Origin of the sequence: Micromonospora sp. NPDC047707, assembly GCF_040704235.1 — a bacterium.
Lineage (GTDB): Bacteria > Actinomycetota > Actinomycetes > Mycobacteriales > Micromonosporaceae > Micromonospora.
Map to the genome: position 1 here is coordinate 19993 of NZ_JBEYSU010000016.1, position 25587 is coordinate 45579.

General features: G+C 73.4%; 26 protein-coding genes. 8 read left to right on the forward strand and 18 right to left on the reverse strand.

The window, feature by feature from the left end:
* Nucleotides 1–24: 24 nt before the first annotated feature.
* The 10 genes from AB0873_RS18575 to AB0873_RS18620 form a co-directional block, all read right to left on the reverse strand.
* Complete coding sequence (locus AB0873_RS18575) at nt 25–1587, reverse strand: polyamine aminopropyltransferase (protein ID WP_366600945.1); 1563 nt, start codon at nt 1585–1587, stop codon at nt 25–27.
* On the reverse strand, nt 1584–2330 hold the full coding sequence (locus AB0873_RS18580; RefSeq protein ID WP_366601023.1) for a hypothetical protein: 747 nt from the start codon (nt 2328–2330) through the stop codon (nt 1584–1586). Before AB0873_RS18580 ends, AB0873_RS18575 begins: the two co-directional genes overlap by 4 nt.
* A 62-nt stretch (nt 2331–2392) precedes the next feature.
* The gene (locus AB0873_RS18585; RefSeq protein WP_155329474.1) at nt 2393–2815 is read right to left on the reverse strand and encodes a DUF350 domain-containing protein; all 423 of its coding nucleotides are present in this window, start codon (nt 2813–2815) and stop codon (nt 2393–2395) included.
* A 42-nt stretch (nt 2816–2857) separates the two neighbouring features.
* Nucleotides 2858–3283, reverse strand: coding sequence for a DUF4247 domain-containing protein (locus AB0873_RS18590; protein ID WP_366600946.1), 426 nt, complete (start codon nt 3281–3283; stop codon nt 2858–2860).
* Nucleotides 3280–3786, reverse strand: coding sequence for a DUF2617 family protein (locus AB0873_RS18595; RefSeq protein WP_155329476.1), 507 nt, complete (start codon nt 3784–3786; stop codon nt 3280–3282). The genes AB0873_RS18590 and AB0873_RS18595 overlap by 4 nt, the downstream gene beginning before the upstream one ends.
* Nucleotides 3787–4410 carry a DUF4178 domain-containing protein gene (locus tag AB0873_RS18600; protein WP_366600947.1) on the reverse strand — a complete coding sequence of 208 codons (624 nt, stop codon included), beginning with the start codon at nt 4408–4410 and terminating at the stop codon, nt 3787–3789.
* Nucleotides 4411–4545: 135 nt separating this feature from the next.
* Entirely contained in the window at nt 4546–5481 is a 936-nt protein-coding gene (locus tag AB0873_RS18605; protein ID WP_366600948.1) for a hypothetical protein, read from the reverse strand.
* 69 nt (nt 5482–5550) lie between these two features.
* A complete protein-coding gene (locus tag AB0873_RS18610) occupies nt 5551–5931 on the reverse strand; it encodes a hypothetical protein (RefSeq protein ID WP_155329479.1) in 381 nt (126 codons plus the stop codon).
* Nucleotides 5932–6040: 109 nt separating this feature from the next.
* Entirely contained in the window at nt 6041–8635 is a 2595-nt protein-coding gene (clpB, locus tag AB0873_RS18615) for an ATP-dependent chaperone ClpB (protein WP_366600949.1), read from the reverse strand.
* 86 nt (nt 8636–8721) lie between these two features.
* Nucleotides 8722–8979 (reverse strand): hypothetical protein, encoded by a 258-nt coding sequence (locus AB0873_RS18620; protein WP_366600950.1) that lies wholly within the window; start codon nt 8977–8979, stop codon nt 8722–8724.
* 325 nt (nt 8980–9304) lie between these two features.
* Here AB0873_RS18620 and AB0873_RS18625 point away from each other — a divergent pair, with 325 nt between their 5' ends.
* Nucleotides 9305–9553, forward strand: coding sequence for a winged helix-turn-helix domain-containing protein (locus AB0873_RS18625; protein WP_155329482.1), 249 nt, complete (start codon nt 9305–9307; stop codon nt 9551–9553).
* Between the two features lie 24 nt (nt 9554–9577).
* Here AB0873_RS18625 and AB0873_RS18630 read toward each other — a convergent pair whose 3' ends face one another.
* Nucleotides 9578–10678, reverse strand: coding sequence for a hypothetical protein (locus AB0873_RS18630; RefSeq protein ID WP_155329483.1), 1101 nt, complete (start codon nt 10676–10678; stop codon nt 9578–9580).
* Between the two features lie 31 nt (nt 10679–10709).
* Here AB0873_RS18630 and AB0873_RS18635 point away from each other — a divergent pair, with 31 nt between their 5' ends.
* The 4 genes from AB0873_RS18635 to AB0873_RS18650 all read left to right on the forward strand — a co-directional run bounded on the left by AB0873_RS18635 (nt 10710) and on the right by AB0873_RS18650 (nt 13577).
* Nucleotides 10710–11210 carry a cation:proton antiporter regulatory subunit gene (locus AB0873_RS18635; protein WP_155329484.1) on the forward strand — a complete coding sequence of 167 codons (501 nt, stop codon included), beginning with the start codon at nt 10710–10712 and terminating at the stop codon, nt 11208–11210.
* 5 nt (nt 11211–11215) lie between these two features.
* The gene (locus tag AB0873_RS18640) at nt 11216–12421 is read left to right on the forward strand and encodes a cation:proton antiporter (protein WP_366600951.1); all 1206 of its coding nucleotides are present in this window, start codon (nt 11216–11218) and stop codon (nt 12419–12421) included.
* A gap of 177 nt (nt 12422–12598) precedes the next feature.
* On the forward strand, nt 12599–13030 hold the full coding sequence (locus AB0873_RS18645) for a hypothetical protein (RefSeq protein ID WP_366600952.1): 432 nt from the start codon (nt 12599–12601) through the stop codon (nt 13028–13030).
* 67 nt (nt 13031–13097) lie between these two features.
* On the forward strand, nt 13098–13577 hold the full coding sequence (locus tag AB0873_RS18650) for a GNAT family N-acetyltransferase (protein WP_366600953.1): 480 nt from the start codon (nt 13098–13100) through the stop codon (nt 13575–13577).
* Nucleotides 13578–13701: 124 nt separating this feature from the next.
* On the opposite strand, the gene AB0873_RS18655 is transcribed toward AB0873_RS18650, so the two are convergent.
* From AB0873_RS18655 to dnaK, 5 genes are all read right to left on the reverse strand, one after another.
* The gene (locus AB0873_RS18655; RefSeq protein WP_366600954.1) at nt 13702–13899 is read right to left on the reverse strand and encodes a hypothetical protein; all 198 of its coding nucleotides are present in this window, start codon (nt 13897–13899) and stop codon (nt 13702–13704) included.
* A 155-nt stretch (nt 13900–14054) separates the two neighbouring features.
* On the reverse strand, nt 14055–14495 hold the full coding sequence (locus tag AB0873_RS18660; RefSeq protein WP_155329488.1) for a MerR family transcriptional regulator: 441 nt from the start codon (nt 14493–14495) through the stop codon (nt 14055–14057).
* A 48-nt stretch (nt 14496–14543) separates the two neighbouring features.
* The gene (gene dnaJ, locus AB0873_RS18665; RefSeq protein ID WP_366600955.1) at nt 14544–15722 is read right to left on the reverse strand and encodes a molecular chaperone DnaJ; all 1179 of its coding nucleotides are present in this window, start codon (nt 15720–15722) and stop codon (nt 14544–14546) included.
* A gap of 83 nt (nt 15723–15805) precedes the next feature.
* Nucleotides 15806–16546 carry a nucleotide exchange factor GrpE gene (gene grpE, locus AB0873_RS18670; protein WP_366600956.1) on the reverse strand — a complete coding sequence of 247 codons (741 nt, stop codon included), beginning with the start codon at nt 16544–16546 and terminating at the stop codon, nt 15806–15808.
* A gap of 33 nt (nt 16547–16579) precedes the next feature.
* Nucleotides 16580–18472 carry a molecular chaperone DnaK gene (gene dnaK / locus AB0873_RS18675; RefSeq protein WP_155329491.1) on the reverse strand — a complete coding sequence of 631 codons (1893 nt, stop codon included), beginning with the start codon at nt 18470–18472 and terminating at the stop codon, nt 16580–16582.
* Nucleotides 18473–18668: 196 nt separating this feature from the next.
* Between dnaK and AB0873_RS18680 the strand changes: the two genes are divergently transcribed.
* From AB0873_RS18680 to AB0873_RS18690, 3 genes are all read left to right on the forward strand, one after another.
* Entirely contained in the window at nt 18669–20495 is a 1827-nt protein-coding gene (locus AB0873_RS18680) for an ABC transporter (protein ID WP_366600957.1), read from the forward strand.
* Between the two features lie 17 nt (nt 20496–20512).
* Nucleotides 20513–22174, forward strand: coding sequence for a GTPase (locus AB0873_RS18685; protein ID WP_366601024.1), 1662 nt, complete (start codon nt 20513–20515; stop codon nt 22172–22174).
* 188 nt (nt 22175–22362) lie between these two features.
* On the forward strand, nt 22363–23583 hold the full coding sequence (locus tag AB0873_RS18690) for a hypothetical protein (protein ID WP_155329493.1): 1221 nt from the start codon (nt 22363–22365) through the stop codon (nt 23581–23583).
* Between the two features lie 167 nt (nt 23584–23750).
* On the opposite strand, the gene AB0873_RS18695 is transcribed toward AB0873_RS18690, so the two are convergent.
* A complete protein-coding gene (locus AB0873_RS18695; RefSeq protein ID WP_366600958.1) occupies nt 23751–24308 on the reverse strand; it encodes a phosphatase PAP2 family protein in 558 nt (185 codons plus the stop codon).
* 101 nt (nt 24309–24409) lie between these two features.
* Nucleotides 24410–25357 (reverse strand): hypothetical protein, encoded by a 948-nt coding sequence (locus AB0873_RS18700; RefSeq protein ID WP_366600959.1) that lies wholly within the window; start codon nt 25355–25357, stop codon nt 24410–24412.
* Between the last annotated feature and the right edge of the window lie 230 nt (nt 25358–25587).

Here is a 25587-nt window from a genome sequence, read left to right on the forward strand (position 1 = left end):
AACAGGGCAGGGCGGCGCGACGGATCAGTAGCCGCGCCACTCGGCGCGCGCGTACTCCAGCACCCGGGGTTGCAGCAGCGTGGAGGCCGGAACGTCGACGCGGCGCCGGTCCGGCGGAAAGGCCGCGGCGGCGGCCAACGTGGCCGCGTCGAGAAAGCGCAGCGGCGGCACGCCGGCCGGCAGGGCCAGGACAGGGGCGGTCGCGCCGGGCGCGGCGAGCAGGAAACCCCAGTCGCCGAAGGAGGGAACGTCCACGTGGTACGGCGTGACGGCGAGCCCGGCCGCCCGCAGCGACGCGTCGATCGACCAGTACGACCGGGGCGCGAAGTACGGCGAACCGGCCTGCACGACGAGCCGCCCGCCGGCGGCGAGGGCGTTGCGGACCAGCGCGTAGAACTCGACGGTGTAGAGCTTGGCGGTGGCCGTCTCGTCCGGGTCGGGAAGGTCGGCGACCACCGCGTCGAACCGTTCGGCGGTGGTCCGCAGCCAGCCGAACGCGTCGGCGTGCACCACGCGTACGCGGGGGTCGTCGAGGGCGCCCCCGTTGAGCCGGCGCAGTTGCGGCTCGCTGCGGGCCAGCGCCACCACCGCCGGGTCCAGGTCGACCACGGTGATCCGCCGGACGTCCGGGTAGCGCAGCAGTTCCCGGACCGCGAGCCCGTCCCCGGCGCCGAGCACCAGCACCTCGCCGCGCGGCCCGGCGAGCACCGGGTGCACCAGCGCCTCGTGGTAGCGGTACTCGTCGACCGAGCTGAACTGGAGGTCACCGTTGAGGAACAGCCGCAGGTCGGTGGCGCCGCGGCCGGGTTCGGCGACCGACCGGGTCAGCACGATCTCCTGGTAGCGGCTGCGCTCGGCGTGCACCACCGGATCGCGGTAGAGCTGCTGCCGGGCGGTCACCTCGAAGTCGCGGGCGGTCAGCCACGCGTACCCGAGGCAGAGGGCAACCACCACGGAGCCGGCGGTGAGCGCGACGCGTGCCCGGCCGCTCAGCTCCCGCCGGAAGACGGTGAAGACCAGTGCCAGGCCGGCGACCGCGTTCACGGCACCCACCACGAGCGCGCCCTTGAGCTGGCCGAACAGCGGCAGCAGCAGGAACGGAAACGCCAGGCCGCCGAGCAGCGCGCCGACGTAGTCGGCCGCGAACAGGTCGGCCACCGCGCTTCCGGCGGCCTGCGCCCGGATGCGTTGCAGCAGCACCATCAGCAGCGGGATCTCCGCGCCGATCAGCAGCCCCAGCACGAAGGCGGTGCCGACCAGGGCCGGCCCGTACAGGTCCAGCCAGGCGAACGCCGCGTAGAGGCCGAGCACGGACAGGCCGCCGAGCAGGGCCAGGGCCAGCTCGATCGCGGCGAACGCGGCGGCGGCGCGCGACTGCAACGGCTTGGCGGCGAGCGCGCCGACGCCCATGGCGAACACCATCACACCGAGCACGATCGACGCCTGGCCGACCGTGTCGCCGATCAGGTAACTGCCGAGCGCGACCAGGGCCAGCTCGTAGACCAGGCCGCAGGCGGCGCAGACGAACACCGCGGCCAGCACGGCGGCGCGGGCGAGGCGCCACCGTGCCGGCGCGTCGACCGTCACGCTTTCTCCGGCGTACGCGCGGCGGTCCCGCCCCTGGGGCGCGGGCCCGGAACCGCCGGTGCGGCGGCCTCCCGGCGCTGCCTGCGGCGCAGCACCAGACCGACGGTGACCAGCAGGGCGGTGATCAGCAGCAGCGCGGCGGCGCCGATGAACCAGCCCCACCGGTCCCGCCACAGGTCACTGCCGGCGTCCTTGAGCGGTGTCGGGTCGGCGGGCGCGGCGGCGGTGTCCACCGGCTCCGGGCTGGCCGCGCCGCGCTCGGCGACGAGCAGCGGCAGGGTGACGGCGGCGCGGGTGACCGCCCACCCCGGGTCGTCGACGAAGGCGTCGTCGGTCAGGTCGAAGCGGGAGAGCCCGGTCTGCACCAGGATCAGGTCGCTGGCCTCGAAGTCGGGCGAGCCCTGCACCGCCACGGACGCGTAGTCCTCGGCCTCGCTGCTGTCCGAGGTGTAGGTGACGATGCCCCTGACCTGCACCCAGCGTGGGCACTGTGGGTGGTTCTCCACCGGGACGCCGTCGCCCAGGTTGGACCCGGCACTGACCACGTCGTCGTCGCGGTAACCGTCCTGGAGCTTCCAGCCGTAGCAGATGCCCTGGCTCTCGAAGGCCTGGCGCAGGATCGGCACGGTGTCGTTCCGCTCGGTGGCGGTGGGCGGCGGCACCACGGTGCTGTCGTCGTCACCGCCGGTGGCCACCCCGATCACACAGGCGCCGACCAGCACCAGGGTCACGATGCCCCACATCAGTGCGGCCTGGCCGCCCTTCTTCTTCGGCGCCGCCTTCCCGGGCGCCCTGCCGCCGGCCATCAGCTGATCGCGGCGGCGATGATCGCGCCGGTGGCGAGGTGGACGACCGCGGACACCCAGACCGCCGGGTGCGGCTCCGGGTCGACCAGGATCTCGCCGAGCTTGCCGGGGGTGGCGACGTCCAGCACCAGGAACGCGGCGGCCATGATGACCAGGCCGAGGATCCCGTACGACGCCGCGCCGACCAGCCCGAGGACGAAGTCGTCCTCGCTGGCGACGATCGCGGCGACCACGATGACGCCGACACCGGCCAGGTTCGAGGCGAGCAGCAGCGCGGCGTTGCGGTTGCGCTCGTTCCAGATCAGCTCGTTCAGCTTTCCCGGGGTGGTTACGTCGACCAGGACGTAGCCGATGCCCATGAGGACGACGCCGACCACCCCGTACGCGAGGGTGACCAGCAGGTCGGTGACGAGGGTCTGCACAGGGGTGCTCCAGGGATCGTTCGGACTTCGGAGGTGTTGGATCTACTTGCCGCTGCCGGGACCGCCGCCCCGGACGGTGTTCCCCCGGCCCCAACCCCAGTGGTTGCCGACCGTGGAGTGGTAGCGCGGGTACGCGGTGTCGAGCTTCTCCAGGAGGATCAGCGAACCGGCGGCGACCGGCAGGATCACCACCGAGTCGTCGTCGTAGCGCAGGTAGACGCCGCTGCCGTCGACGTACCGGTCGGCCGGCTTCCAGGCGTCCGTGATCTCCTCGGCGACCTGGCTCGGCCGGCGCGACGACGTGTAGGCGACCGCCGCGCCGCCGATGTCCCGGGCGGAGGCCCGGTCGTACCGGTCCTGCACGAAGCCGCGCGGGGAGAAGTTGCCGTAGAAGATGGCGAAGGCGGCGACGAGCGCGCCGATGACGGCGAACACCACTCCCACCACGAACCAGCGTCGGTACGTCATCGCAGGGCCACCACCGTTTCGGTCAGGACGAGTTCGTTGGTCTGGGGGTACGCGTGCCAGGTGCGCCAGCCGAGGGCGCCGTCCGGCGGGTCGGGGCGCACCGACAGCGCGGTGACCGCGTCGACGTCGCCGGGGAAGACCCCGACCAGCGCGTACGGGTCGTCGGCCAGGTCCGCGCGGAGCGCGGCCACCCGGTCCCGCAGGCCGTTGCTTTCCGGACGCAGCACGGTGGCGGTGAACCGGTAGCCGGCCCGCTCGTCGTGCAGGGCGCCGGGCAGGTCGGGCCGGCGGCCGGGCAGGCAGGCCACCGTCTCGGTCAACGTGGTGCCGGGCGCCCGCAGCACCACCTGGTGCGAGGCGCCGAGCAGGCGCAGCCGTACGTGGACGCCGCCGGGCAGGTCGAGGTCGAGCACGTGCAGCGCGGGGCGCTCGGCGTCGTCGAGGGCGAGGCTGAGGTCGGCGGCGCTGGTGTCGACGTACGGGGCGTGGAGGGTGACGAGCACTCAGCCCACCTCGGCCTGCGGGTAGATCATCACCTCGGCCCGGTGCAGCTTCTCGCCCCGGGCCACCTCCCACCCGGTCTCGCCGTACGCCTCGAACGACAGCCGCGCGCCGCCCGGCGCCTGGTAGTCGTGGTAGCGCATGGTGCCGCTCGGGTCGAGTCCGGTCGTGCCGACCGCGGTGTAGCGGGCCTGCCCGGACTCGTCCCAGCTGTACCGGCGGCCGGCGAAGTCGATGGTCGGGGCGCCCGGCGTGACCGTTGCTCCCGGCTCGGCCTCCCACAGCACCAGTTCCAGTTCCGGGTCCTCCTCGACGGAGAGCCAGCGGCGTACGCCGCCCGCCTCGTCGAGGAGGTGCTCCGCCCAGCTCCACCCGCCCTCGACCAGGCGGATCGAACCCCGGACCGGGTACGTCACGCCGCGTACCTCGACGATGTCGCCGGGCTTGAGCCGGCGCGGGTCGCCACGGAGCGCGTCCGCGTCCCGGTCCCGGAGAGGGTCGCCGCGACCCTTGCCGCCGGACGGGCGCGGGCGGGAACGACGCTGGGCCAGTACGGCGATCACCACCCCGGCCACCCCGACCACGCAGCCCGCCCCCGCCAGCAGGTACGCCACCGACCCGTTCACCGACAACCTCCCCAGGTACGTCGGCGCAGACGGTAACAACCCCGCGCACCTGGGGAAACTTCTCCCGATAGCGTGATCGACCGGCTACCGGCCGTATCTTCCCGTCTCCCTTGTGGACGCTCGACGGTGATCGGGTCAGCCATCGTCGGCAGCGGAGCCGGGCGAGTCCGGGCCGGGTTGCCCGGGATCGGCGGGTGTGCCCGTAGCGGGTGGTTGCGAGTGCGCCGACGGGTCGGGGCAGACCAGGTATCCGGGCGGGGCGGGGACGTAGCCCGGCGGGACATGTCCCGGCGCGACGTAGCCCGGCGCGACGTAGCCCGGCGCGACGTAGCCATGCGCGGCGTAGCCATGCGCGGCGTAGCCCGGCGGGGCGTAGCCGGGCGGGGCGTAGCTGTATGGCGGGATGACAGGCGAAGGCAGCGGCGGCGCTGGTCGCACGGGCACCGCAGGGACGAACCAGCGGTGCGCGGGCGGCAGCGCCAGCAGCAGCACCACCGCGCCGGTCAGCAGGAACACCGCCAGCGCCCCGGCCATGCCCAGCGGGAAGAACACCGCCTCGAACGGGTCGGTCGTCCCGTACAGGGCGTCGAGGAAGGCGCTGTCCCCCCAGAAGTCCTCCGGCATGCCCTCCTCGTCGGGGTACGGAGGCCCCTCCCCGTCGAAGCCGGCGACGAACATCATCGGGAAGAAGAGCGCCCCGAAGCAGCCCTGCCCGAGGCAGACCAGAAGTTGGCCCCCGGCGGCCACGAAGACCAGGATCCGGGCGGTGTTGCCGCCCCGGCGGACCGGCCGGGCCGTCGCGGCGTACCAGACCGCGAGCAGCAGGACCGGCAGCCCGATGAAGACCGCACCGGTGACGTTGCCCCACCGCTCGGCGCGTACCTCGTCGGGGTCGGCGCTCGGAACCGCGCGGACCGCGTCGTCGATGCGCCCGTCCCACTGGATCGCCTGAGCGATCACCAGGCCCAGGAGGCCGAGCAGGACCAGCACGGCGGTGAGCTGCAACCAGAAGGCGACATCGACGGTACGCGGCCGGGGCGGGCGTGCCGGGACGCCGGTGGGAGCGGTCATGTCAGGCAAGGTAGGGCTGCGACGCCAGCGCCGGCATAGCCGTTCGGCCGCTCGTCACCGGCCGGTTGATCACGACTGGCCGAGGCGGTCCCCGGCGTACTCCCGCAGGGTCGTGCGGTCCATGACACAGCCGGTGAACGTGGGGACCTCCGCGGGGTCGTCGCGGAGCCGCTCCCAGGCCGACCGTCCGGCCGCCGGGTCGAGCCGCTCCAGCAGAGCGGCGGCGTACACCCGCCCGGCGGGCGAGCCGGTGCCGAGCAGCCGGTCGAGCTGTGCGCGTACCGCGTCGGGGTCGTCGGCCAGCGCGGCCTCGACCCGGCGGTACGCCTCGGTCACCGGCAGCAGCGTCCCGGCGATCCCCACCGGTCCGAACGCGACCGTCTCCGCCCGGTGCAGCTCGGCGAGCGCGGCGGCCAGTTCCCGCCCCTTCTTCCTCCCAATCCCGAACACGCCCGGTTCCTACCCCCACCGCCCCACCCTCACCCTGTTGATCATGAAGTTGGCGGGCTCCAAGGAGATCAAATCGCCCGCCAACTTCATGATCGACCAGGGATGGTGGTCAGGGGGCGGCCGTTACCGTCAGGGCGTCCTTCGAGTCGGCCAGGTCGACCTTTACCGTGTCGCCGTCGCGGATTCCGCCGCTCAGGAGGGCCTTCGCAAGCTGGTCGCCGATGGCGGACTGCACCAGGCGGCGCAGCGGGCGGGCACCGTAGATCGGGTCGTACCCATGCTCGGCGAGCCAGGTGCGGGCCGGCTCGGTGATCTCCAGGCCCAGACGGCGGTCGGCCAGCCGGCGGCGCATCCGGTCCAGTTGGATGTCCACGATGGCCCGCAGGTCCTCACCCTGGAGCGCGGCGAACACCACGATGTCGTCGAGGCGGTTGAGGAACTCCGGCTTGAAGTGCGACCGGACCACCGCCAGGACGCCCTCGCGTCGCTGTTCCTCGGCCAGCGTCAGGTCGCTGATCACCGACGACCCGAGGTTGGAGGTGAGGATCAGGATCGCGTTGCGGAAGTCCACCGTACGGCCCTGGCCGTCGGTGAGCCGGCCGTCGTCGAGCACCTGGAGCAGGATGTCGAAGACGTCCGGGTGGGCCTTCTCCACCTCGTCGAGCAGGATCACCGAGTACGGCCGGCGGCGCACCGCCTCGGTGAGCTGGCCGCCCTCCTCGTACCCGACGTAGCCGGGCGGGGCACCGACCAGGCGGGCGACGGAGTGCTTCTCGCCGTACTCGCTCATGTCGATGCGGACCATGGCCCGCTCGTCGTCGAAGAGGAACTCGGCGAGCGCCTTCGCCAGCTCGGTCTTGCCGACGCCGGTGGGGCCGAGGAAGAGGAAGCTGCCGGTCGGGCGGTCCGGGTCGGCGACGCCGGCCCGGGCGCGGCGCACCGCGTCGGAGACCGCGGCGACGGCCTCGGACTGGCCGACCACGCGGGCGCGCAGCGACTCCTCCATCCGCAGCAGCTTCGTGGTCTCGCCCTCCAACAGGCGACCGGCCGGGATGCCGGTCCAGGAGGCGACCACGGCGGCGATGTCGTCCGCCCCGACCTCCTCCTTCAGCATCGCGCCACCGGCCTGGAGCCGGGCCAGCTCCTCCTCGGCCTGCTTCAGGTCGGCCTTGAGCGCGGGGATACGGCCGTACCGCAGCTCGGCGGCACGCTCCAGCTCGCCGTCGCGCTCGGCGCGCTCGGCCTCCCCGCCGAGCCGCTCCAACTCCTCCTTGGCGGTCGACAACTTGGTGATGTGGCTCTTCTCCAGCTGCCAGCGCTCCGAGAGGGCGGTGAGCTGCTCGCGCTTGTCGGCCAGCTCCTTGCGCAGCCGCTCCAGCCGCTCGGCGGACGCGGCGTCCGGCTCCTTGGCCAGCGCCATTTCCTCGATCTCCAGCCGGCGCACCGCCCGCTCGATCTCGTCCACCTCGACCGGCCGGGAGTCGATCTCCATGCGCAGGCGGGACGCCGACTCGTCGACCAGGTCGATCGCCTTGTCCGGCAGGAAGCGGTCGGTGATGTAGCGGTCCGACAGGGCGGCGGCGGCGACCAGCGCGGCGTCGGTGATGCGTACGCCGTGGTGCACCTCGTAGCGCTCCTTGAGCCCGCGCAGGATGCCGATGGTGTCCTCGATCGTCGGCTCGCCGACCAGCACCGGCTGGAAGCGGCGCTCCAGGGCCGGGTCCTTCTCGATGTGCTCGCGGTACTCGTCCAGGGTCGTCGCGCCGACCATCCGCAACTCGCCGCGGGCGAGCATCGGCTTGAGCATGTTGCCGGCGTCCATCGAGCCTTCGCCCTTGCCGGCGCCGACCACCGTGTGCAGCTCGTCGAGGAAGGTGATGACCTGGCCGTCGGAGTTCTTGATCTCCTCCAGGACGGACTTCAGCCGCTCCTCGAACTGCCCCCGGTACGACGCGCCGGCCACCATCGCGCCCAGGTCGAGCGAGACGAGCTTCTTGTCCCGCAGTGACTCCGGCACGTCACCGGCCACGATCCGCTGGGCGAGACCCTCCACGATGGCAGTCTTGCCGACGCCCGGCTCACCGATCAGGACCGGGTTGTTCTTCGTACGCCGCGACAGCACCTGGATCACCCGGCGGATCTCGGCGTCCCGGCCGATCACCGGGTCGATCTTGCCGTCGCGGGCACTGGCGGTCAGGTCGACGCCGTACTTCGCGAGGGCCTGGTAGGTCTGCTCCGGGTCGGCCGTGGTGACCCGCCGGTCGCCGCCACGCACGGTCGGGAACGCGGCGACCAGGGTCTCCTCGGTGGCACCGGCGGACGTGAGCGCGGCCGACACCGCGCCACCCACCCGGGCCAGGCCGGCGAGCAGGTGCTCGGTGGAGGTGTACTCGTCGCCGAGCGGCCGGGCGATCTGCTCGGCGGCGCCGATGGCGTTGACGAACTCACGCGCCAGGGTCGGCTCGGCGATGCTGGAGCCCCGGGCGGCGGGCAGCGCGTCGATCGCGCGCTGGGTGGTCCGGCGCAGCTCGCCGGGGTCGGCCCCGGCGGCGCGCAGCAGGCCGGCCGCGGTCGACCCCTCGGTGTCCAGCAGGGACAGCAGCAGGTGCCAGGGCTCCACGGTGGCATGACCGCGCTGGTTGGCGAGTGCGACGGCACCGGTGATGGTCTCGCGGCTCTTGGTGGTGAGACGTTCCGTGTTCATGGGCTCCCCCGGATCGGCGTTGTCCACTGGTACGGACACTCCCAGAGTTGAGCCTATTCCGCTCAACCCTGCCGCTGTGACCTGAGTCACCTCGGACGCTGTGGCCGCGCAGCGCAGGGCGTCCCGTGGTCGGCCCGGAGGATGCACCGCCGACCGTCGTCGAGCTTGCGGTCACAGAAGACCCAATGGCGTACGCCCTGATTGTCCTCCGTCGACACGGTGATCCCACCCGCCTCGACGCAGCCGAGGAAGGCCAGCGAGCGGGCGACCGCCCGAGCCAGGATCTTGACCCGGGCCAGGTCCGCCGCCGTGACCGGCAGGTGGATGACGTACCGCCCGCTCATCGCAACCTCTCGCCGTCAGGTGGAAGGGGCGGCCCGGCCAGGTCCCGTCGGCCGGGCCGCCCCACCCTGCCACCGCAGCCTCCATAGGCAGTACGTCCGCAGGGTTGAACGCGGCCGAGACGAGCCACGGGGGATGCCCGCCTCGGCCTGATGAGCGCCGTCGAGAAGTTGGTTGCCTACCAGGACTTCCGCCACGGACCGCCCGTCGAAGCCAACATACAATGCAAAGCATTCGAACACAACAAGTGACCATGCTAAGCACGCGAAGTGTTGGAGGATCGGTCGCGATCATGGGAAGATCTTGGGGCCTACCAGGAGTGCCGTCATGCCCCGAGTTTCCGACCGCCAGCGGATTGCACAGGACATCCGCGACAAGATCAGCTCAGGTGAATACGCCCCGGGCGACAAGCTGCCGTCGCTGCGTGAGATGACCGTTCACTACGGAGTCTCCGCCGAGCCCGTGCGATCAGCTCTGCTGATCCTTCACGCGGAGGGCCTGATCGAAGGCCACCAGGGCAAGGGCACCTACGTCACTCCCCGTCCCGCCCCGACACGTCGTGACGGCGAGGCGTGACCCGATCTTCCAAGATCTCGAAACCTACGCCGCCTCCAGCACCACCCTCGTCCAGGTGGTGAAGGGGGGTCGGGCCAGGAGGAGTTCCTTGGGGGCGGCTGCCGTGAGGGTGCCGTCGTCGAGGATCCGGAGGTAGTGCTCGGGGCTCACCGGCCAGGGCACGTCGGTGTAGCGGCCGCCGGCCACCACACCCGCCCCGCGTGAGCTGACCACCGCCGCTCGCCCACCACCCAGCAGCGCCGGCGGGGCCACCCGCTCCGGATGCCCCTCGGCGCGTACCGGCTGCCAGGAGCCGGCCCAGCGCCACAGCGCCGGGAATCCCCTGCGGTCCGGCCGCTCGCCGATCAGCCACAGCTCCCCGTCCGGCGCGACCTCGACCCGGGTGATGTTCACGTCGCCGGTCGCCGGTGCCGGCACCGGGGTCGCCCGCCAGCTCCGCCCCCCGTCGGTGGAGACCGCCGCGTACGGCAGGCCGCCGGCCGCCCCGGCCGCGGCGAGCAATCCTCTGCTCTCACCGACCGTGTTCAGTCCCCGTACCCCGGGCTGCACCGGAAGCCGGTCCAGGCCGGCGCCGTCCCAACGGCCCACGCCGCCCTCGGCCTCGACGATCTGGAAGCGCCCCTGGGCGGCCCGCCACTCGACGGGCCCCGCCTCGCCCCTGGTGTGCCGGAAGGTCCGGCCGCCGTCCGTGGAGGCCCACCAGCCGTACGGTTCGCTGAGCAGTGCCAGCACGCCGGTGGCGACGTACACCTGCTGGTTGTCGGCGACGGGTCGCGGGTGCCGGAGTTTCCGCCACGAGCGGCCGCCGTCCGTCGTGGCGTAGAGCAGCGCGGGACAGTCCCGGCCAGGTGGCCGCTCGCCGCAGGAGGCGAAGAGGGCGTAGCCGTGGGAGGCGTCGACGAACTCGACGTACGGGCGGTCGTACCCCTCGGGCACCGCAACCTGCACGCGACGCGTCTCCGCGACGGCGACCGCGGTGGGCGGAGGCCCGGGGGTTTGCGAGATGGCGGCGGACGGCCCAATGGGGGGCGTCCGGGACGGCGGGTCGCGGCGGATGTCCCCGATCGAACAGGCCGCCAGCATCGGCACCAGTGCGACCAGCCAGGGGAGACGCCGCTCGATCATCACGACCTCCGTCAGAGGTAGCCTTGCACCCGTGCGAGTACGTGTCGAACAGACTGCCCTACCGGGGATCGGCGTACGTCACGAGCTGGTGACGGAGTCCGGACGCCGGCTCGGCGTCGTCACCCACCGCAACGGCCGTCGTGACCTCGTCCTGTACGACCCGGACGATCCCGACTCCTGCCAGGCGGACATTCCGCTGACCGACGACGAGGCGGAGGCGCTCGCCGACATCCTCGGCGCGTCGCTGATGCTCGGCCAGCTGTCGGGCCTGCGGGAGCAGGCCGCCGGCCTGCTCACCGAGCAGATCGCGATCCCGGCCGGCTCGTCGTACGTCGGTCGCAAGCTCGGCGACACCAAGGCGCGTACCCGCACGGGCGCCTCGATCGTGGCGGTGCTGCGCCACGGCGAGGTGATCGTCTCTCCGGACCCCTCGTTCCGCTTCGCGGCCGGTGACGTGGTGGTCGTCGTCGGGACCCGGCAGGGCCTCGACGGCGTGACCGCCATCTTCGCCGACGGTGACCCGGACGGCTGAGGCGGATGCACGAAACCACGTCGCTGCTCGTCGAGGTCGGCGCGCTGCTGTTCCTGCTCGGCCTGCTCGGCCGGCTCAGCCGACGGATCGGCCTCTCCCCCATCCCGCTCTACCTGCTCGCCGGCCTGGTCTTCGGGCACGGCGGCGTGTTCGAGTTCAAGGCCAGCGAGGAGTTCTTCGCGATCGGCGCCGAGATCGGCGTGATCCTGCTGCTGGTCATGCTCGGCCTGGAGTACTCGGCCGGCGAGTTGGTCGGCAACCTCCGGGCGGCCGCACCCGCGGGGCTCATCGACGGCGTGCTCAACGCGCTGCCGGGAGCCGCCTTCGCGCTGCTGCTCGGTTGGGATTGGGTGGCCGCGATCGTGCTCGCCGGCATCACCTGGGTCTCCTCGTCCGGCGTCATCGCCAAGGTGATCGCCGACCTGGGCCGGCTCGGTAACCGGGAGACGCCGGTGGTGCTCTCGGTGCTGGTCATCGAGGACCTGGCGATGGCCTTCTACCTGCCGCTGCTCACCGCCGTCCTGGCCGGGACCGGCCTGATCGGCGGCGGAATCGCGCTCGCCATCGCGGTCACCACGGTGCTGGTCGTGCTGGTGGTGGCGATCCGGTACGGCCGGATCATCTCGAACATCATGTCGGCCAGAGATCCGGAGGCGCTGCTGCTCGGCGTACTCGGCCTGACCCTGCTGGTCGCCGGCGTCGCCGCGAAGCTCCAGGTGTCGGCCGCGGTCGGCGCGTTCCTGGTCGGCATCGCGATCTCCGGGCCGGTGGCGCACCACGCCACCGAGCTGCTGACCCCGCTGCGCGACCTGTTCGCCGCGGTGTTCTTCCTCTTCTTCGGGCTGGTCACCGACCCGCGGGACATCCCGCCGGTGCTACTGCCGGCACTAGCGCTGGCCGTGATCACGATGGGGACGAAGACGCTGACGGGCTACCTCGCCGCCCGTCGGGCCGGCATCGCCGAGCCCGGCCGCTGGCGGGCCGGTCTCGCCCTGGTGCCCCGTGGGGAGTTCTCCATCGTCATCGCCGGTCTCGCGGTGGCGGCCGGGAGTGTCGAGCCGCGGTTGGCCGCGCTCGCCACGGCGTACGTGTTGATCACGGTCGTGACCGGGCCGATGCTGGCACGCGTACCCGATCTCGCCTGGTTCAAGGGCTGGCTGCGGCGCCGGGCGGCGGCGCAGCGGGCCCAGCCGGCGCCCGTCGCCGACTGACGGCTTTCGGTCGTCCCGGCCGGTTTCGGGCCATTGGCTCGGACCCGGCCGGCCAACGGTTGCCGAATTGCTTCCGGCAGGGTCTACCGCTGGTCGCCCCTCCGCGTTACCGTTTCGCCCCAGCAGCCATGGGTTCGCGGGTGTCGTCGCCGCGTGGATGAGCGGGAAGGTTGGCCGGTGAGCGTGCAGGAATCGACGTTCCACGGCTTCGCCAATCCCGTCGACCCGTCGCCGGCGGAGTTGCGGGCGTGGGCGTACCACCCGGACTCGGTGCCGCTGGCCTCGATGCCGCCGGACTGGGATTTGCTGGTCTCCGGTGACCGGCTGGTGCTGACCCTCTTCGACGTGGCCATGGACCCGGCCTGCCCGGCCCGCCGCTTCGCGCTGCACTGCCTCTACATCTACGCCGCGGACGGGATCCGGACGAACTTCCGCGCCCACCCGAAGCGCCGCTTCCGCAAACTGGTGGAGCAGGCCGAGCGGGACGGCGACGAACTGATGCGCACGTGGGCGCACAACAGCCGGGTCCTGCTGGCCCGACCGGACCTGTTCGTCTACCGCGACTGGTGCGAAGGCGGCCTGGTCCGGGAGAACCGCCGCCTCGCCTGAGCGCCGCCGTTCCGGACGCATCGGGCAACGTTTGAGCGCCCACCCCACCCCTGGAGTTGCAATCACCGTGCCGACCGAACAGCACCCCACCATCCGACCTGGGACCGGGGAAGACCTCAATGAGCTTCAGGCGCTCGCGCGTCGCACGATCGACACCTGTTACCGCGGGTTTCTCGGCGACGAGGGAGTGGACTGGTTCATCGGTAGTGGCGCTGCTGACGCCCACGTAGCGAGCCATCTGCAGCGGGGTGGTGTGCTCTGCCTCAGCCAGGAAGCCCGGATCGTCGGCTTCGCCATCCTTGACGGCCCCACGATCGACCTGATGATGATCGACCCCGATCACCACCGTCGAGGACTGGGCCGTCTCCTGCTTCGGCACGCGGAGGAAACGCTCCTCGCCCAGCACTCGACCATCCGTCTTGAGAGCTTCGCGGACAACACCGCGGCCAACTCGTTCTATGAGGCGTGCGGCTGGGTGCACGGGGACCAGCTGGAGAGCGAGGGACCGGCCAAGGTCGAGTACACCAGGAACAGCACCGGCGATTGACGGCCTACCTGGTCGATCAGGAAATTGGCGGGTCGATTCACCCGTTGACTCACGATCAACAGGTGCGGCGTGCGGGCCGGGACCCCCCGTGGGTCCCGGCCCGCACGTCGGCTGACGTCGGCCGTCAGCGCGCCTTCGGGTTGCGGCTCTCGCGACGCCCCTGGTCGATGCCGTGATCGACGGCGTCGGCGAACCGCCCTTCTTTGATCTTGTCGCCGAGCTTCCCCTCGGTGAGCTTGTCGAACTTCCTCCGGACGTTCTCGGCCACCCGCTCAAGCCGGTCTTCCGTCTGCTGGGCAACCTTCTTCGCCGATTCCGCCATGGCTCCCCCTGCCATCGGAGTCCGGATTGAGCTGGTTGTGCCTGATTCTGAGGTTAGCGGACCACCCCGCGCCTGGCGCGGAAAAACCCGGGAAACGGCGAACGGCGGCGTCCCGCGCAGGGGACACCGCCGTTCGGCGCGATGCGGGCGAGCCCTCAGCGCTCGGGGTTCCGGCGGGGGCGCCAGACCACCAGCGCGGTGGAGGTGCGGTTGGTGGGCACCAGGTCGCTGCCGGGGAACCGGGCAATCGCCTCCAGCTCGGCGATCCGGCGGTACGCGGCGTCCAGTTCCGCCTCCAGCCGGGCCACCCGCTGCTGCGCCTGCTCCAGCAGCCGCTCCAGCCCGATGATCCGCTTGACGCCGGCCAGGTTGATGCCGTCGTCCTGGCTGAGCCGCTGCACCTCGCGCAGCAGCACCACGTCCCGGACGCTGTACCGGCGACCGCCCCCGGCCGCCCGGCCGGCCTGCACCAGCCCCAGCCGGTCGTACTGGCGGAGCGTCTGCGGGTGCATGCCCGCCATCCGCGCCGCCACCGAGATCATCAGTACCTTGGCCTCGTAGGCAGGGTCACCCGCGCCGACGAACTCGTCCGACATCCCCGCTCACCTCCGCACGTACTGCATCAGGCCCACTGAAACACCACGTCAACTGACACGACGCACCCGCGCGTCGAGATGTTCCCGGGCCGCCGGCGGAGTCTGCGCGGCGAACGTCTCCAACGCCGCCCGCGCCTCGTCCGACAGCGTCGCCGGGACCGCCACGTCCAGGGTGACCAGCAGGTCCCCGGCCCGGCCGTCCTTGCGGACCACCCCCTTGCCCCGCGCCCGCAGGACGCGCCCGCTCGGCGTACCCGGCGGCACCCGCAGGGTCACCGCGCCGTCGAGCGTGGGTACCCGCAGATCGGTGCCGAGCACGGCCTCGGCGAAGGTGATCGGCACGGTCAGGGTCAGGTCGTCGCCGGACCGCCCGAACAGGTCGTCCGGGCGCACCTTGACGTGGACGTACAGGTCGCCGGCCGGGCCGCCGCGCTCGCCGGGCTCGCCCCGTCCGGCCAGCCGGATCCGCTGGCCGTCGGCCACACCGGCCGGGAACCGGACGTTGAGCGTCCGGGTCTTGGTGACCCCGCCCGTGCCCTGGCACTCCGGGCACTTCTCCTCGACGACCGTGCCCACGCCCTGGCAGTTGCGGCACGGCTCGGAGAAGCTGAACGACCCCTGGTTGCGGGTGGTCACGCCGGCGCCGTGGCAGACCGCACAGGTGCGCGGCTGGGTGCCGGGCTTCGCCCCGCTGCCGTGGCAGGTGTCGCACACGCCGGGGGCGCGCAGCGTCAGCGGCAGGGTCACCCCGCGTACGGCGTCGTCGAAGTCGAGCGCGACCTCGGCCTCGACGTCCCGCCCGCGGGCCGGCCCCCGGGGCCCGGCACCGCCACCGCCACCGCCCGAGAAGATCGAACTGAACAGGTCCTGGAAACCGGCGCCGCCGAAGCGCCGGTCACCGCCCGCCGCGCCGCCAAAGAGGTCGGAGACGTCGAACGGCATGCCGCCCGGCTGCCCCCCGCCTCGGGCGCTGCGGCGGAACGCGCCCGAGCCGAACAGCGAGCGCATCTCGTCGTACTCGCGGCGCTTGGCCTCGTCGCCGAGCACCGCGTACGCCTCGGAGACGGCCTTGAACCGCTCCTCGGCCCTGGGGTCGCCGGGGTTGTGATCCGGGTGCGACTCGCGCGCCAGCTTCCGGTACGCCTTCTTGATGTCGTCAGCGGAGGCGGCCTTCTGCACGCCCAGGACGGCGTAGTAGTCCTTCTCGATCCAGTCCTTGGAACTCACCGGTCCACCCCCTTCCCGCTTCGAGACCGTCCCGCCCGCCCGGAGCGGGCGGGCGGGACGGTCCGGTCATCGTGTCGCGCCACTTACTCGGGGTCGGCCACGGCGACCAGCGCCGGCCGCAGCAGCCGCTCGCCGATCTGGTAGCCCCGTCGCATCACCTGCACGCAGGTCGGCTCGGTGACGTCGGCCGAGGTCTGGTGCGCCACCGCCTCGTGGAGAGTCGGGTCGAACGGGTCGCCCTTCTCCCCGAACGGGGTCAGGCCGAACTTGCCGAGCGCGGTGGTGAGCTGGTCGGCAACCGCGCCGAACGGCCCGACCAGGTCGCCGTGCTCGCGGGCCCGGTCCAGGTCGTCGAGGATCGGCAGCAGCGCGGCCAGCACCGCCCCGGTCGCCTGCTCGGTGACGAGGCCCCGGTCCCGGTCCACCCGCTTGCGGTAGTTGGCGTACTCCGCCGACACCCGCTGGAGGTCCCGGGTCCGCTCGTCGAGGTCGGCGCGCAGCGCCTCCAGTTCGGCGCCGAGCGACGTCGCGGCGGCGGCGTCAACCGGCTCGGCCGGCGCGTCCACCACCGGCGGCCCGGCCTCCGCCTCGGCGGCCTCGACCTGGATCTCGTCGACCACGACCTCGGCCTCCTCGACCAGCCCCTCCGCCGGGACGTCCGTCCCGGCGTCGGCGGCGGCCGCGTCCGCGCCCGCGGTCTCGGTGATCTTGCGCTTGTCACGGATGACGACCCGCGGCTCCTCGCCGGACTTGCCGGCGGACGCGGAGCCACCCGGCGCCGACCCGGTGCTGTCCGGGTCGGCGGCTCGTGGCTTGTCCGTCATGCGGCTACCTCATCCCTCTGCGTGGGAGGACCGTCACTTCTTGTCCTCGTCCACGATCTCCGCGTCGACCACGTCGTCGGCGCCGCCGGCCTGAGCGCCGCCGGCCTGGGCACCGCCGGCCTGGGCACCGCCGGCCTGGGCACCGCCGGCCTGGGCACCGCCGGTCGCACCGGCGCCCGCCTGCTCGCCCTGCTGCTGGCTGTAGAGCAGGGAGCCGGCCTGCTGGGAGACCTGGGCCAGCTTCTCGTGCGCCGACTTGATCTTCTCGATGTCCTGACCGCCGAGCGCGCTGCGCAGCTCGCCGAGCGCGTCGTTGATCTGGTCCCGGGACTCGGCGGGCAGCTTGTCGCCACTCTCGGCGAGGAACTTCTCGGTCTGCCACTGGAGCGCCTCGGCCAGGTTGCGGGTCTCGGCCTCGTCGCGGCGCCGCTTGTCCTCCTCGGCGTGCTCCTCGGCGTCCCGGCGCATCCGCTCGATGTCGTCCTTCGGCAGCGAGGAGCCGCCGGTGATCGTCATCTTCTGCTCCTTGCCGGTGCCGAGGTCCTTCGCGTGGACGTTCACGATGCCGTTCGCGTCGATGTCGAAGGTGACCTCGATCTGCGGCACGCCGCGCGGCGCCGGCGGGAGGCCGGTCAGCTCGAAGGTGCCGAGCTTCTTGTTGTACGCCGCGATCTCACGCTCGCCCTGGAAGACCTGGATCAGCACCGACGGCTGGTTGTCGTCCGCCGTGGTGAAGACCTCGGAGCGCTTGGTCGGGATGGTGGTGTTGCGCTCGATCAGCTTGGTGAAGATGCCGCCCTTGGTCTCGATGCCCAGGCTCAGCGGGGTCACGTCGAGCAGCAGGACGTCCTTGACCTCGCCCTTGAGCACACCGGCCTGCAGGGCGGCACCGACGGCGACGACCTCGTCCGGGTTGACGCCCTTGTTGGGCTCCTTGCCGGTGAGCTGCTTGACCAGGTCGGTCACGGCCGGCATGCGGGTCGAGCCGCCGACCAGGATGACGTGGTCGACGTCGGAGACCTTGATCCCGGCGTCCTTGACGGCCTGCTCGAACGGGCCCTTGCAGCGGTCCAGCAGGTCCTGCGTCATCCGCTGGAACTCGGCCCGGCTGAGGGTCACGTCGAGGTGCAGCGGGCCGGCCGCACCGGCGGTGATGTACGGCAGGTTGATGTTGGTGGTGGTGGCGGCGGACAGCTCGATCTTCGCCTTCTCGGCCGCCTCCTTGAGCCGCTGCATGGCCATCTTGTCCTGGGACAGGTCGATGCCGTGCTCGCCCCGGAAGGTCTTCACCAGGTGGTCGATGATCCGCTGGTCCCAGTCGTCGCCGCCGAGCTGGTTGTCACCGCTGGTCGACTTGACCTCGACGACGCCCTCGGCCAGCTCCAGCAGCGACACGTCGAAGGTGCCGCCGCCGAGGTCGAAGACCAGGACGGTCTGCTCCTTGGAGCCCTTGTCCAGCCCGTACGCCAGGGCCGCCGCGGTCGGCTCGTTGACGATCCGCAGCACGTTGAAGCCGGCGATCTCGCCGGCCTCCTTGGTGGCCTGGCGCTGGCCGTCGTTGAAGTACGCCGGGACGGTGATCACGGCGTCGGTGATCTGCTCGCCCAGGTACGCCTCGGCGTCCCGCTTGAGCTTCATCAGCGTGCGGGCCGAGATCTCCTGCGGCGTGTACTTCTTGCCGTCGATGTCGACGGACCAGTTGGTGCCGATCTCCCGCTTGACCGAGCGGATCGTCCGGTCCGGGTTGGTCACCGCCTGGCGCTTGGCGACCTCACCGACGAGCACCTCGCCGTTGCGGGCGAACGCGACGATCGACGGGGTCGTCCGCGAGCCCTCCGCGTTGGCGATGACGGTGGGCTCACCGCCCTCCAGGACGCTGACGCAGGAGTTCGTCGTGCCGAGGTCGATACCGACCGCACGTGCCATCTTCGCTTCCTCGCTTCGTTCGTTTGAGCAGGTGACGGGCACCGCCCGCAGCACACCCACCACAAGTTGAGTGAACTTGGCTCAATAGTGCCACGCCGTCGGCGATCGTCAAGTCGAGGTTGAGCCGACCCGACGCAACCCACCCGTTATTACCGTCCGGTTGTTTTCCATTGCATCGGTCGGGCACGCTTTAGCGGTGACGACGCACGGCGATCCCGCCACCCAGTCCGCCGCGCCCGCCGTCGCTGCCCGCACCGGCCCCACCGACGCCGGGGAGGCCCCGGCCACCACCGGGGACGACACCCTGCCCGCCGCGCTGACCGGCCTGCGCGCCGCGATCGGCACGGCGCACTTCCCGCTCGCGCTGCCCTCGGCCGAAGCAGCCACCCGGGTCGGCCGGGCGCTCACCGACCAGCTCGACGACTACCTGCTGCCCCGGCTCCGCCGGCTCGACGCCCCCCTGCTCGTGGTGGTGGGCGGCTCCACCGGCGCCGGCAAGTCGACCCTGGTCAACAGCCTGGTCAAGGCCCGGGTGAGCGCCGCCGGGGTACTCCGCCCCACGACCCGCTCCCCGGTGCTGGTGTGCAACCCGGCCGACTCGAGCTGGTTCCGCCAGGGCGAGCTGCTGCCCGGCCTCACCCGCACCGGCGCCCCCAGCGAGGACCCCCGCACCCTGCACCTGGTCACCGCACCGGCGCTGCCGCCCGGGCTGGCCTTCCTCGACGCCCCCGACATCGACTCGGTGGTCGACGCCAACCGGGCCCTCGCCGGCCAGCTCCTCGCCGCCGCCGACCTCTGGCTCTTCGTCACCACCGCCGCCCGGTACGCCGACGCCGTCCCCTGGGAGCTGCTGCGCACCGCCCAGGCCCGGGGCACGGTCATCGCCATGGTGCTCGACCGGGTGCCGCCGGAGGCGGGCGACGAGGTGGCCGCCCACCTCTCCGAGATGCTCGCCGACCAGGGCCTCGGCTCCGCGCCGCTGTTCGTCCTCCCGGAGACCTGGGTGGACGGGCAGGGCCTGCTCCCCGAGCAGGTCACCGCGCCGCTCGCCGACTGGTTCGCCCGGCTCGCCGCCGACGCCGACGCCCGGGACGCCGTCGTCCGGCAGACCCTCGACGGGGCGCTCGCGACACTCCACCCGACCGTCGAAGGCCTCGCCGAGGCCGCCGAGGAGCAGCTGGCCACCGCCGACGCACTCGACGAACGGGTCGCCGCCGCGTACCGGAACGCCCACCGCACGGTCGAGCAGGGGCTCTCCGACGGGCGGCTGCTGCGCGGCGAGGTGCTGGCCCGTTGGCAGGAGTTCGTGGGCACCGGAGAGCTCTTCCGCACGCTCGAGGCGCGCATCGGGCGCCTGCGGGACCGCATCGTCGCCGCGGTGACCGGCCGCCCCGCCCCCGCCGCCGAGCTACGCGTCGCGATCGAGTCCCAGCTGGTCACGCTGCTTCGCGGGGTCGCCTCGGAGGCGGCGGAGACCGCGCACACCGCGTGGCGGGCGCACCCCGCCGGGACGGCGCTGCTCGACCCGGAGCTCGCCCACCCGTCACCCGACCTGCCCGAGCGCGCCGAACGGCTGGTCCGCGAGTGGCAGCGCGGGGTCCTGGAGCTGGTGCGGGTTGAAGGGGGCGACAAGCGCTTCGTGGCCCGGACGGCCGCGTACGCGGTGAACGCCACCGGGCTCGCCGTCATGATCGCCGTGTTCGCGTCGACCGCCTTCATCCCCACCGGGCTGGAGGTCGCGACCGGGGCCGGCACGACCGTCGCCGGTCAGGCCGTGCTCCAGGCCATCTTCGGCGACCAGGCGGTGCGTACGCTGGCCAACAAGGCCCGGACGGACCTACTGGCGCGGGTGCGGACGCTGCTGGACGAGGAGGCCGCGCGCTACCTCGGCCGGACGGCGGCCGCGCGGCCCGCCCCGGAGACCGCCGAGACGCTGCGCCGGGCCGCCGACCGGGTGGAGCTGGCCCGGCGCCGCAGCGGCCTCGCCGCCGACGCGCCGGCCGAGGAGGACGGGCCGCGGTGAGCAACATCGTCGGGCGGATGCGCGAGGCGTTCCGTGGTCAGCAACGGGTGGACGCCAATGCCCTGGTCGCCCGGCTGGAGGCGGTCAGCCGGTTCCTCGCGCTCGTCGACGGCCACCTACCGGACAAGCAGCTCGTCGCCGCGCACACCCTGGTCGAGCGCGCCGGCACCCGGCTCGCGCTCTCCCGTGACCACACCGTGGTGGCCCTGGCCGGCGCCACCGGCAGCGGCAAGTCGAGCCTGTTCAACGCCCTCGCCCGGATGGAGCTGTCGCCCGTCGGGGTACGCCGTCCGACCACCGGCGTCACGCACGCCTGCGTCTGGGGACCGCTCGACGACGCCACCCGGCTGCTGGACTGGGTCGGCGTGCTGCCCCGGCACCGGTTCGTCCGGGAGAGCGTGCTCGACGGCGACGACGAGTCGACCCTGCACGGGCTCATCCTGCTCGACCTGCCCGACTTCGACTCGGTGCAGCGGTCCCACCAGCTCGAGGTCGACCGGCTGCTCGGCCTCGTCGACCTGGTGGTCTGGGTGGTCGACCCGCAGAAGTACGCCGATCGCGTGATCCACACGAGCTACCTGCGCGAGTTCCACCGGCACCGGGACGTCACCCTCGTCGTGCTCAACCAGGCCGACCGGCTGCCCCCGGCCGAGCTGCCCCGGGTCGTCGCCGACCTGCGTCGGCTGCTCGACGCGGACGGCCTGGACGGCGTACCGCTGCTGGCAACCGCCGCCGTCGACCCGGACGGCATCGCCGGGCTGCGGGAGGCGCTGGAGCGGACGGTCGCCGAGCGGCAGGCCGCGCTGCGGCGGCTGCGCGGCGACCTGGACGCGGTGGTGGCCGACCTGACCGAACTGGTCGACGCGGGCGAGCCGGCCGGGTTGAACGACTCCACGGTCGCCGGGCTGCACCGGGCCCTCGCCGGCGCCGCCGGGGTGCCCGCCGTCGCCGAGGCGGTGGAGGCGGCGTACCGGCACCGGGGCGCGGCGGCGACCGGCTGGCCGCTGGTCCGGGGCTGGCGGCGGCTGCGGCCCGATCCGCTGCGCCGGCTGCACCTGCCCGGCGCTCCCGGCGACGGCACGGACCCGGCGGAGAGCCTGGTCGCCGCGACCTCGGTGCCCGATCCGACCGCCGCGCAGCGCTCCGCGCTCGGGCTGGCCATCCGGTCGGTGGCCGACCGCGCCGGCGCGGGCCTGCCCGCGTCCTGGCCGGCGGCGGTGACCGCCGCCGCCCGCTCCCGGCTGGCCGACCTGCCCGACGCGCTGGACGGCGCGATCGCCCGCACCGACCTCGGGATGGGCAGCCGGCCGCTGTGGTGGCGACTCGTCGGGGGCCTCCAGTGGCTGGTCACGGCAGCGGCGGTGGTCGGGCTGGGCTGGCTGGCCCTGGGGTACGCGCTGCGCGCCCTCGGGCTGCCGGAGCTCGACAATCCGACCGTCGGCGTGGTGCCCCTGCCCACCGTGCTGCTGCTCGGCGGCCTGCTCGCCGGGCTGCTGGTGGCGGCGTTGACCCGGCCCGCGCTGCGGTGGGCGGCGCGGCGGGCACGGCGGCGGGCCGAGCAGCGGCTCACCGCCGCGGTGGCGGACGTCGGGGCGGCGTACGTGCTCGTGCCGGTGCGCGGCGTGCTGGCGTCGTACGCCGAGGCCCGCCGGACCCTGGCGGAGGCCGCCCGCCACTGACCGGCGCGGCGGACGCCGGGCAGCTCCGCGCGACACGCCGAGCCCCGGTGGAGACACGCCGAGCCGCTGCCGAGAGACCCCAGGTCGCGGCCGGGAGATGCCGGGCCGGGGCCGCCCGAGCCGCACCCGCGGAGGCGCCCACACCGCTCCAGCCGACCTGGGAGCCCGTCGCGGCGTAGGGTCGGTGGATGGGAACTCCGCAGACCCCTTACGACGCGGTGCTGCACGCGGCCCGCGACGTGGCCAAGCTCGACAACGCCCTGGACGCCGAGATGCTCGGCGCGGCGTTGCTCGGCAGCGTGTACGCGGTCGCCGAGACCCGGCGCGACGACGCCGTCCGCGATTTCGTCGGCGACTTCCTCGCCGCCACCTCCCGCCGGCGCGCGGCGGCGGCGACCACCATCCGCTCGGTCTTCGCCGCCCTGGTGCCGGACGCGGCGGGGGCCGACCGGGTCCGCCCCGGCGCCGCCGCCCCCGCCTGGTCGGGTCAGCTCGGCCGGGTCCACCTGACCGGCTGCTGGTCGTACGGGGACGTGTACGGCGACCAGACCTCGTACCTGGCGACGTTCGCGTACGACGACCCGGCGGGCGGGCCGGAGCACGCGCTCGTCGCGCTCGTCGACCACAACATCGGGATCACCAAGGACGTCTTCGTGGGTGGCCCGCCCGCCCGCGTCCTCGACCAGATCCGCCGGATGTGCGCCGGTGACGAGCTGACCTGGTTCCGCGACGAGGAGCCGGCGCGCATGCACGCCGAGGTGACCCGGCACCTGGCCGTCACCGACGACCTGAGTGAGCTGCCCGGGGAGGGGTCGCTGGCCACCGACCGGGCGCTGGTCGGGGCCCGGCTGGCCCTGCTGCCGGTGGGTCGGCCGGCGCCGGTCCGGGTGGTGGAGCCGCTCACCGCCGCGGAGCGTACGGACCTCGTCCGGCGGTTCCTCGCCGCACCGGAGGCCACCCGGTTCGGGCTGGACGCCGTCGACGGGGCCCAGCTCGCCTCCCTGCACTTCTGCCTCGGCCTGCTGCTCGACCACGCGGCCACCTTCACCGACCCCGACCCGCTGCGGTGGAGTCCGACGGTGGCCGGGCTGTTCCTGTTGGACTGGGTTCACCGGCGGGCCGTGCTGGACATGGACGACGCGGCGCTGCTGCCCCGGGTGATGCGCGGCTGGGCCGCGTACGGCGCCCGCAAGAAGGGGCTGCCGGAGACCGCGGCGGCCCGGACGGACGCCGCGATCGAGGAGATGGTGCCGGAGTTCGCGCGCCTCTACACCACGGGTGAGCGGCGCAGCCCGGCGACCGCGGCGGTCGCCCAGTTGCTGGCCGACGGCGTCGACCCGGACGACCCGGCCGCGCTGGACGCCTGGATCGAGGCCAACCGCCACCACCTGACCGACGACGGCGCCTGAGCCTCGGCGCCCGACGTCCACCGCATCCCCGACCGCCGCGCCCATCGAGATCAACTCGGTGCCGGCGGCATGGTGGTGTCGCCGCCGGCCGGACGGCGCGATGCCGGCGGCACCGAGTGGATCAAGGGCCGGGTCAGGCGTGGTCGGGCCGGTCACGGTGGACGGGGTCACCCGAGGGTGCCGTACACCAGGCCCGCCACCAGGGCGCCGAACGCCCCACCGGCGACCACCTGCGGCACGGTGTGATCCCGCAGCCGCACCCGGGACCAGCCGACCAGGGCCAGCAGCGGTGCGGCGACCAGCAACCGCGCCCCGAAGGTGAGCACCAGGACGACCACCGTGCCGGCCGCGACCGCCGAGTGGATCGACATCTTCCACCAGTGGCTGACCGCCGCGGCGACCACCAGCCCGACCAGCCCGGCGGCGGCCAGGCCGAGCACCGGGCGCGGCGCACCGAGCACCGCGAGCAGGGCGAGGCCCGCCGCCACCGAGCCGAGCCCGAACAGCAGCGGGACGCGGCGCTGCTCGCGGACCCCGACGTGATGGTCGGTGAGCCGGCCGCGGCGGACCCCGCCGACGATGTACGCGAACGGGATGCCGCTGACGAACACGGTGGCGAGCAGCCCCCACGCCAGACCGTCGAGGCCGCCCCGGGCGCTGTGCCAGGCGACCGTGACGGTGAGGACCGAGACCAGGATCGCGGGCGCCGTCACCTCGGTGACCATCCGCGCCAGCCTGACCCCTCGGGCCGGGCCGGGGCGGTCCGCTCCGGCCGGCGCCGTGCCGCTGCCGTCCCGTTGCCGGTCGGCACGTCGGCGGCCGGGGCTCACCGGCCCTCGGTGGTCGCCGTCGTCGCGGCCGGCGACCGCGACGGCCGCCCCGGCACGGGTACGGCCGGGGAGTCGGCAGCCGGCGTCGTGCCCACCGGGACCGGCGGCGGCACGCTGGTCGGCGCCGGGTCGGCGGGGGTCGGCGACGTACGGATGGGATCCGCCGGGGGACCAACCGTCGGGCTGGGGACGGCCGGCCCCGCCGGCTCCGGCCGACCGGTGGGCACCGGTCCGGACGGCTCGCCCGTCGGCTCGGGCTCCGGGGGCTCACCGGTCGCGGTGGGCGCGTCCGGCTCGTCGGTGGGCGTGGGATCCGACGGCGGCCAGCTGTACGTCGGTTTCACCGACGGGGTCGGACCCTCGGTCGGTGTGGGGCTCCCCGTCGGATCGGGCGTCGGGCTCGGCGTGGCGGTCGGCGTCGGGGTCTGCGACGGGACCGGTGCCGGCGGGGACGGGGACGGCGTCGTACCCGGCGGGGATGGCGGCGTACCGGGCGGGGGTGGTGGCGCGGGAGCCGGTGCGGGGCCATCCTGCGCCGGCCGGCCGGCGGCACGGGCCGGACGCCGCCCCACCGGCCGCACGACGGAGCGCCAGGTCGGGGCGTTCGGGACGTCCACGGCGGGCGACGGCGTGGGCGACGGCACGACGCCGGGCTGGCTGGTCGCCGGCAGCGGGATCACCACCGGACCCACGGACGGGGTGGGGATGAACGGGGTGCCCGCGTCGGGAAGGGCGGTGCTGCCTACGGTGGCCGAGCCGGTGCTGATCGCGGCGAGGATCGGCATGGAGGCGGTGCCGGCGAGCAGTGCCACGGTGAACAGGTAGCCCCGCGACGGGCCGTCGTCGGCGGGTGCCCGGTGGGCGCCGACGAGCCGGCGGTAGCCGGTACCCGAGCGGTGCCGGCCGTAGACCGGCGGCCGTGGAGCGTCACCTGGCTCGGACACCGCACATTCCTCCTCGTCGTCCCCGAAACGGCGGGCGACCGCGGCCGGCCCGGGAGCGGCGCGGCGATCCCGCGTCCCTCACCCTGGCGTAGTCACGCTCAGTCAGCCAACCCGTTACAGCGTGTCGACACGCCTATGTGCCCGAACGGTGACAAACCATCACCGGAAAGGCGGTGCGTCGATGGAGCAGACACTCGGCAATCCGTGTAACGAAGCGGACCGGCGGTGAG

Bases quoted from the DNA above. Each gene is read 5' to 3' on its own strand.
- AB0873_RS18580 (WP_366601023.1), bottom strand. From the start codon at position 2,330: ATGTGGGGCATCGTGACCCTGGTGCTGGTCGGCGCCTGTGTGATCGGG.
- AB0873_RS18590 (WP_366600946.1), bottom strand. From the start codon at position 3,283: ATGACGTACCGACGCTGGTTCGTGGTGGGAGTGGTGTTCGCCGTCATC.
- AB0873_RS18605 (WP_366600948.1), bottom strand. From the start codon at position 5,481: ATGACCGCTCCCACCGGCGTCCCGGCACGCCCGCCCCGGCCGCGTACC.
- clpB (WP_366600949.1), bottom strand. From the start codon at position 8,635: ATGAACACGGAACGTCTCACCACCAAGAGCCGCGAGACCATCACCGGT.
- AB0873_RS18620 (WP_366600950.1), bottom strand. From the start codon at position 8,979: ATGAGCGGGCGGTACGTCATCCACCTGCCGGTCACGGCGGCGGACCTG.
- AB0873_RS18625 (WP_155329482.1), top strand. From the start codon at position 9,305: ATGCCCCGAGTTTCCGACCGCCAGCGGATTGCACAGGACATCCGCGAC.
- AB0873_RS18630 (WP_155329483.1), bottom strand. From the start codon at position 10,678: ATGATCGAGCGGCGTCTCCCCTGGCTGGTCGCACTGGTGCCGATGCTG.
- AB0873_RS18640 (WP_366600951.1), top strand. From the start codon at position 11,216: ATGCACGAAACCACGTCGCTGCTCGTCGAGGTCGGCGCGCTGCTGTTC.
- AB0873_RS18655 (WP_366600954.1), bottom strand. From the start codon at position 13,899: ATGGCGGAATCGGCGAAGAAGGTTGCCCAGCAGACGGAAGACCGGCTT.
- AB0873_RS18660 (WP_155329488.1), bottom strand. From the start codon at position 14,495: ATGTCGGACGAGTTCGTCGGCGCGGGTGACCCTGCCTACGAGGCCAAG.
- grpE (WP_366600956.1), bottom strand. From the start codon at position 16,546: ATGACGGACAAGCCACGAGCCGCCGACCCGGACAGCACCGGGTCGGCG.
- dnaK (WP_155329491.1), bottom strand. From the start codon at position 18,472: ATGGCACGTGCGGTCGGTATCGACCTCGGCACGACGAACTCCTGCGTC.
- AB0873_RS18685 (WP_366601024.1), top strand. From the start codon at position 20,513: ATGCGCGAGGCGTTCCGTGGTCAGCAACGGGTGGACGCCAATGCCCTG.
- AB0873_RS18690 (WP_155329493.1), top strand. From the start codon at position 22,363: ATGGGAACTCCGCAGACCCCTTACGACGCGGTGCTGCACGCGGCCCGC.
- AB0873_RS18695 (WP_366600958.1), bottom strand. From the start codon at position 24,308: ATGGTCACCGAGGTGACGGCGCCCGCGATCCTGGTCTCGGTCCTCACC.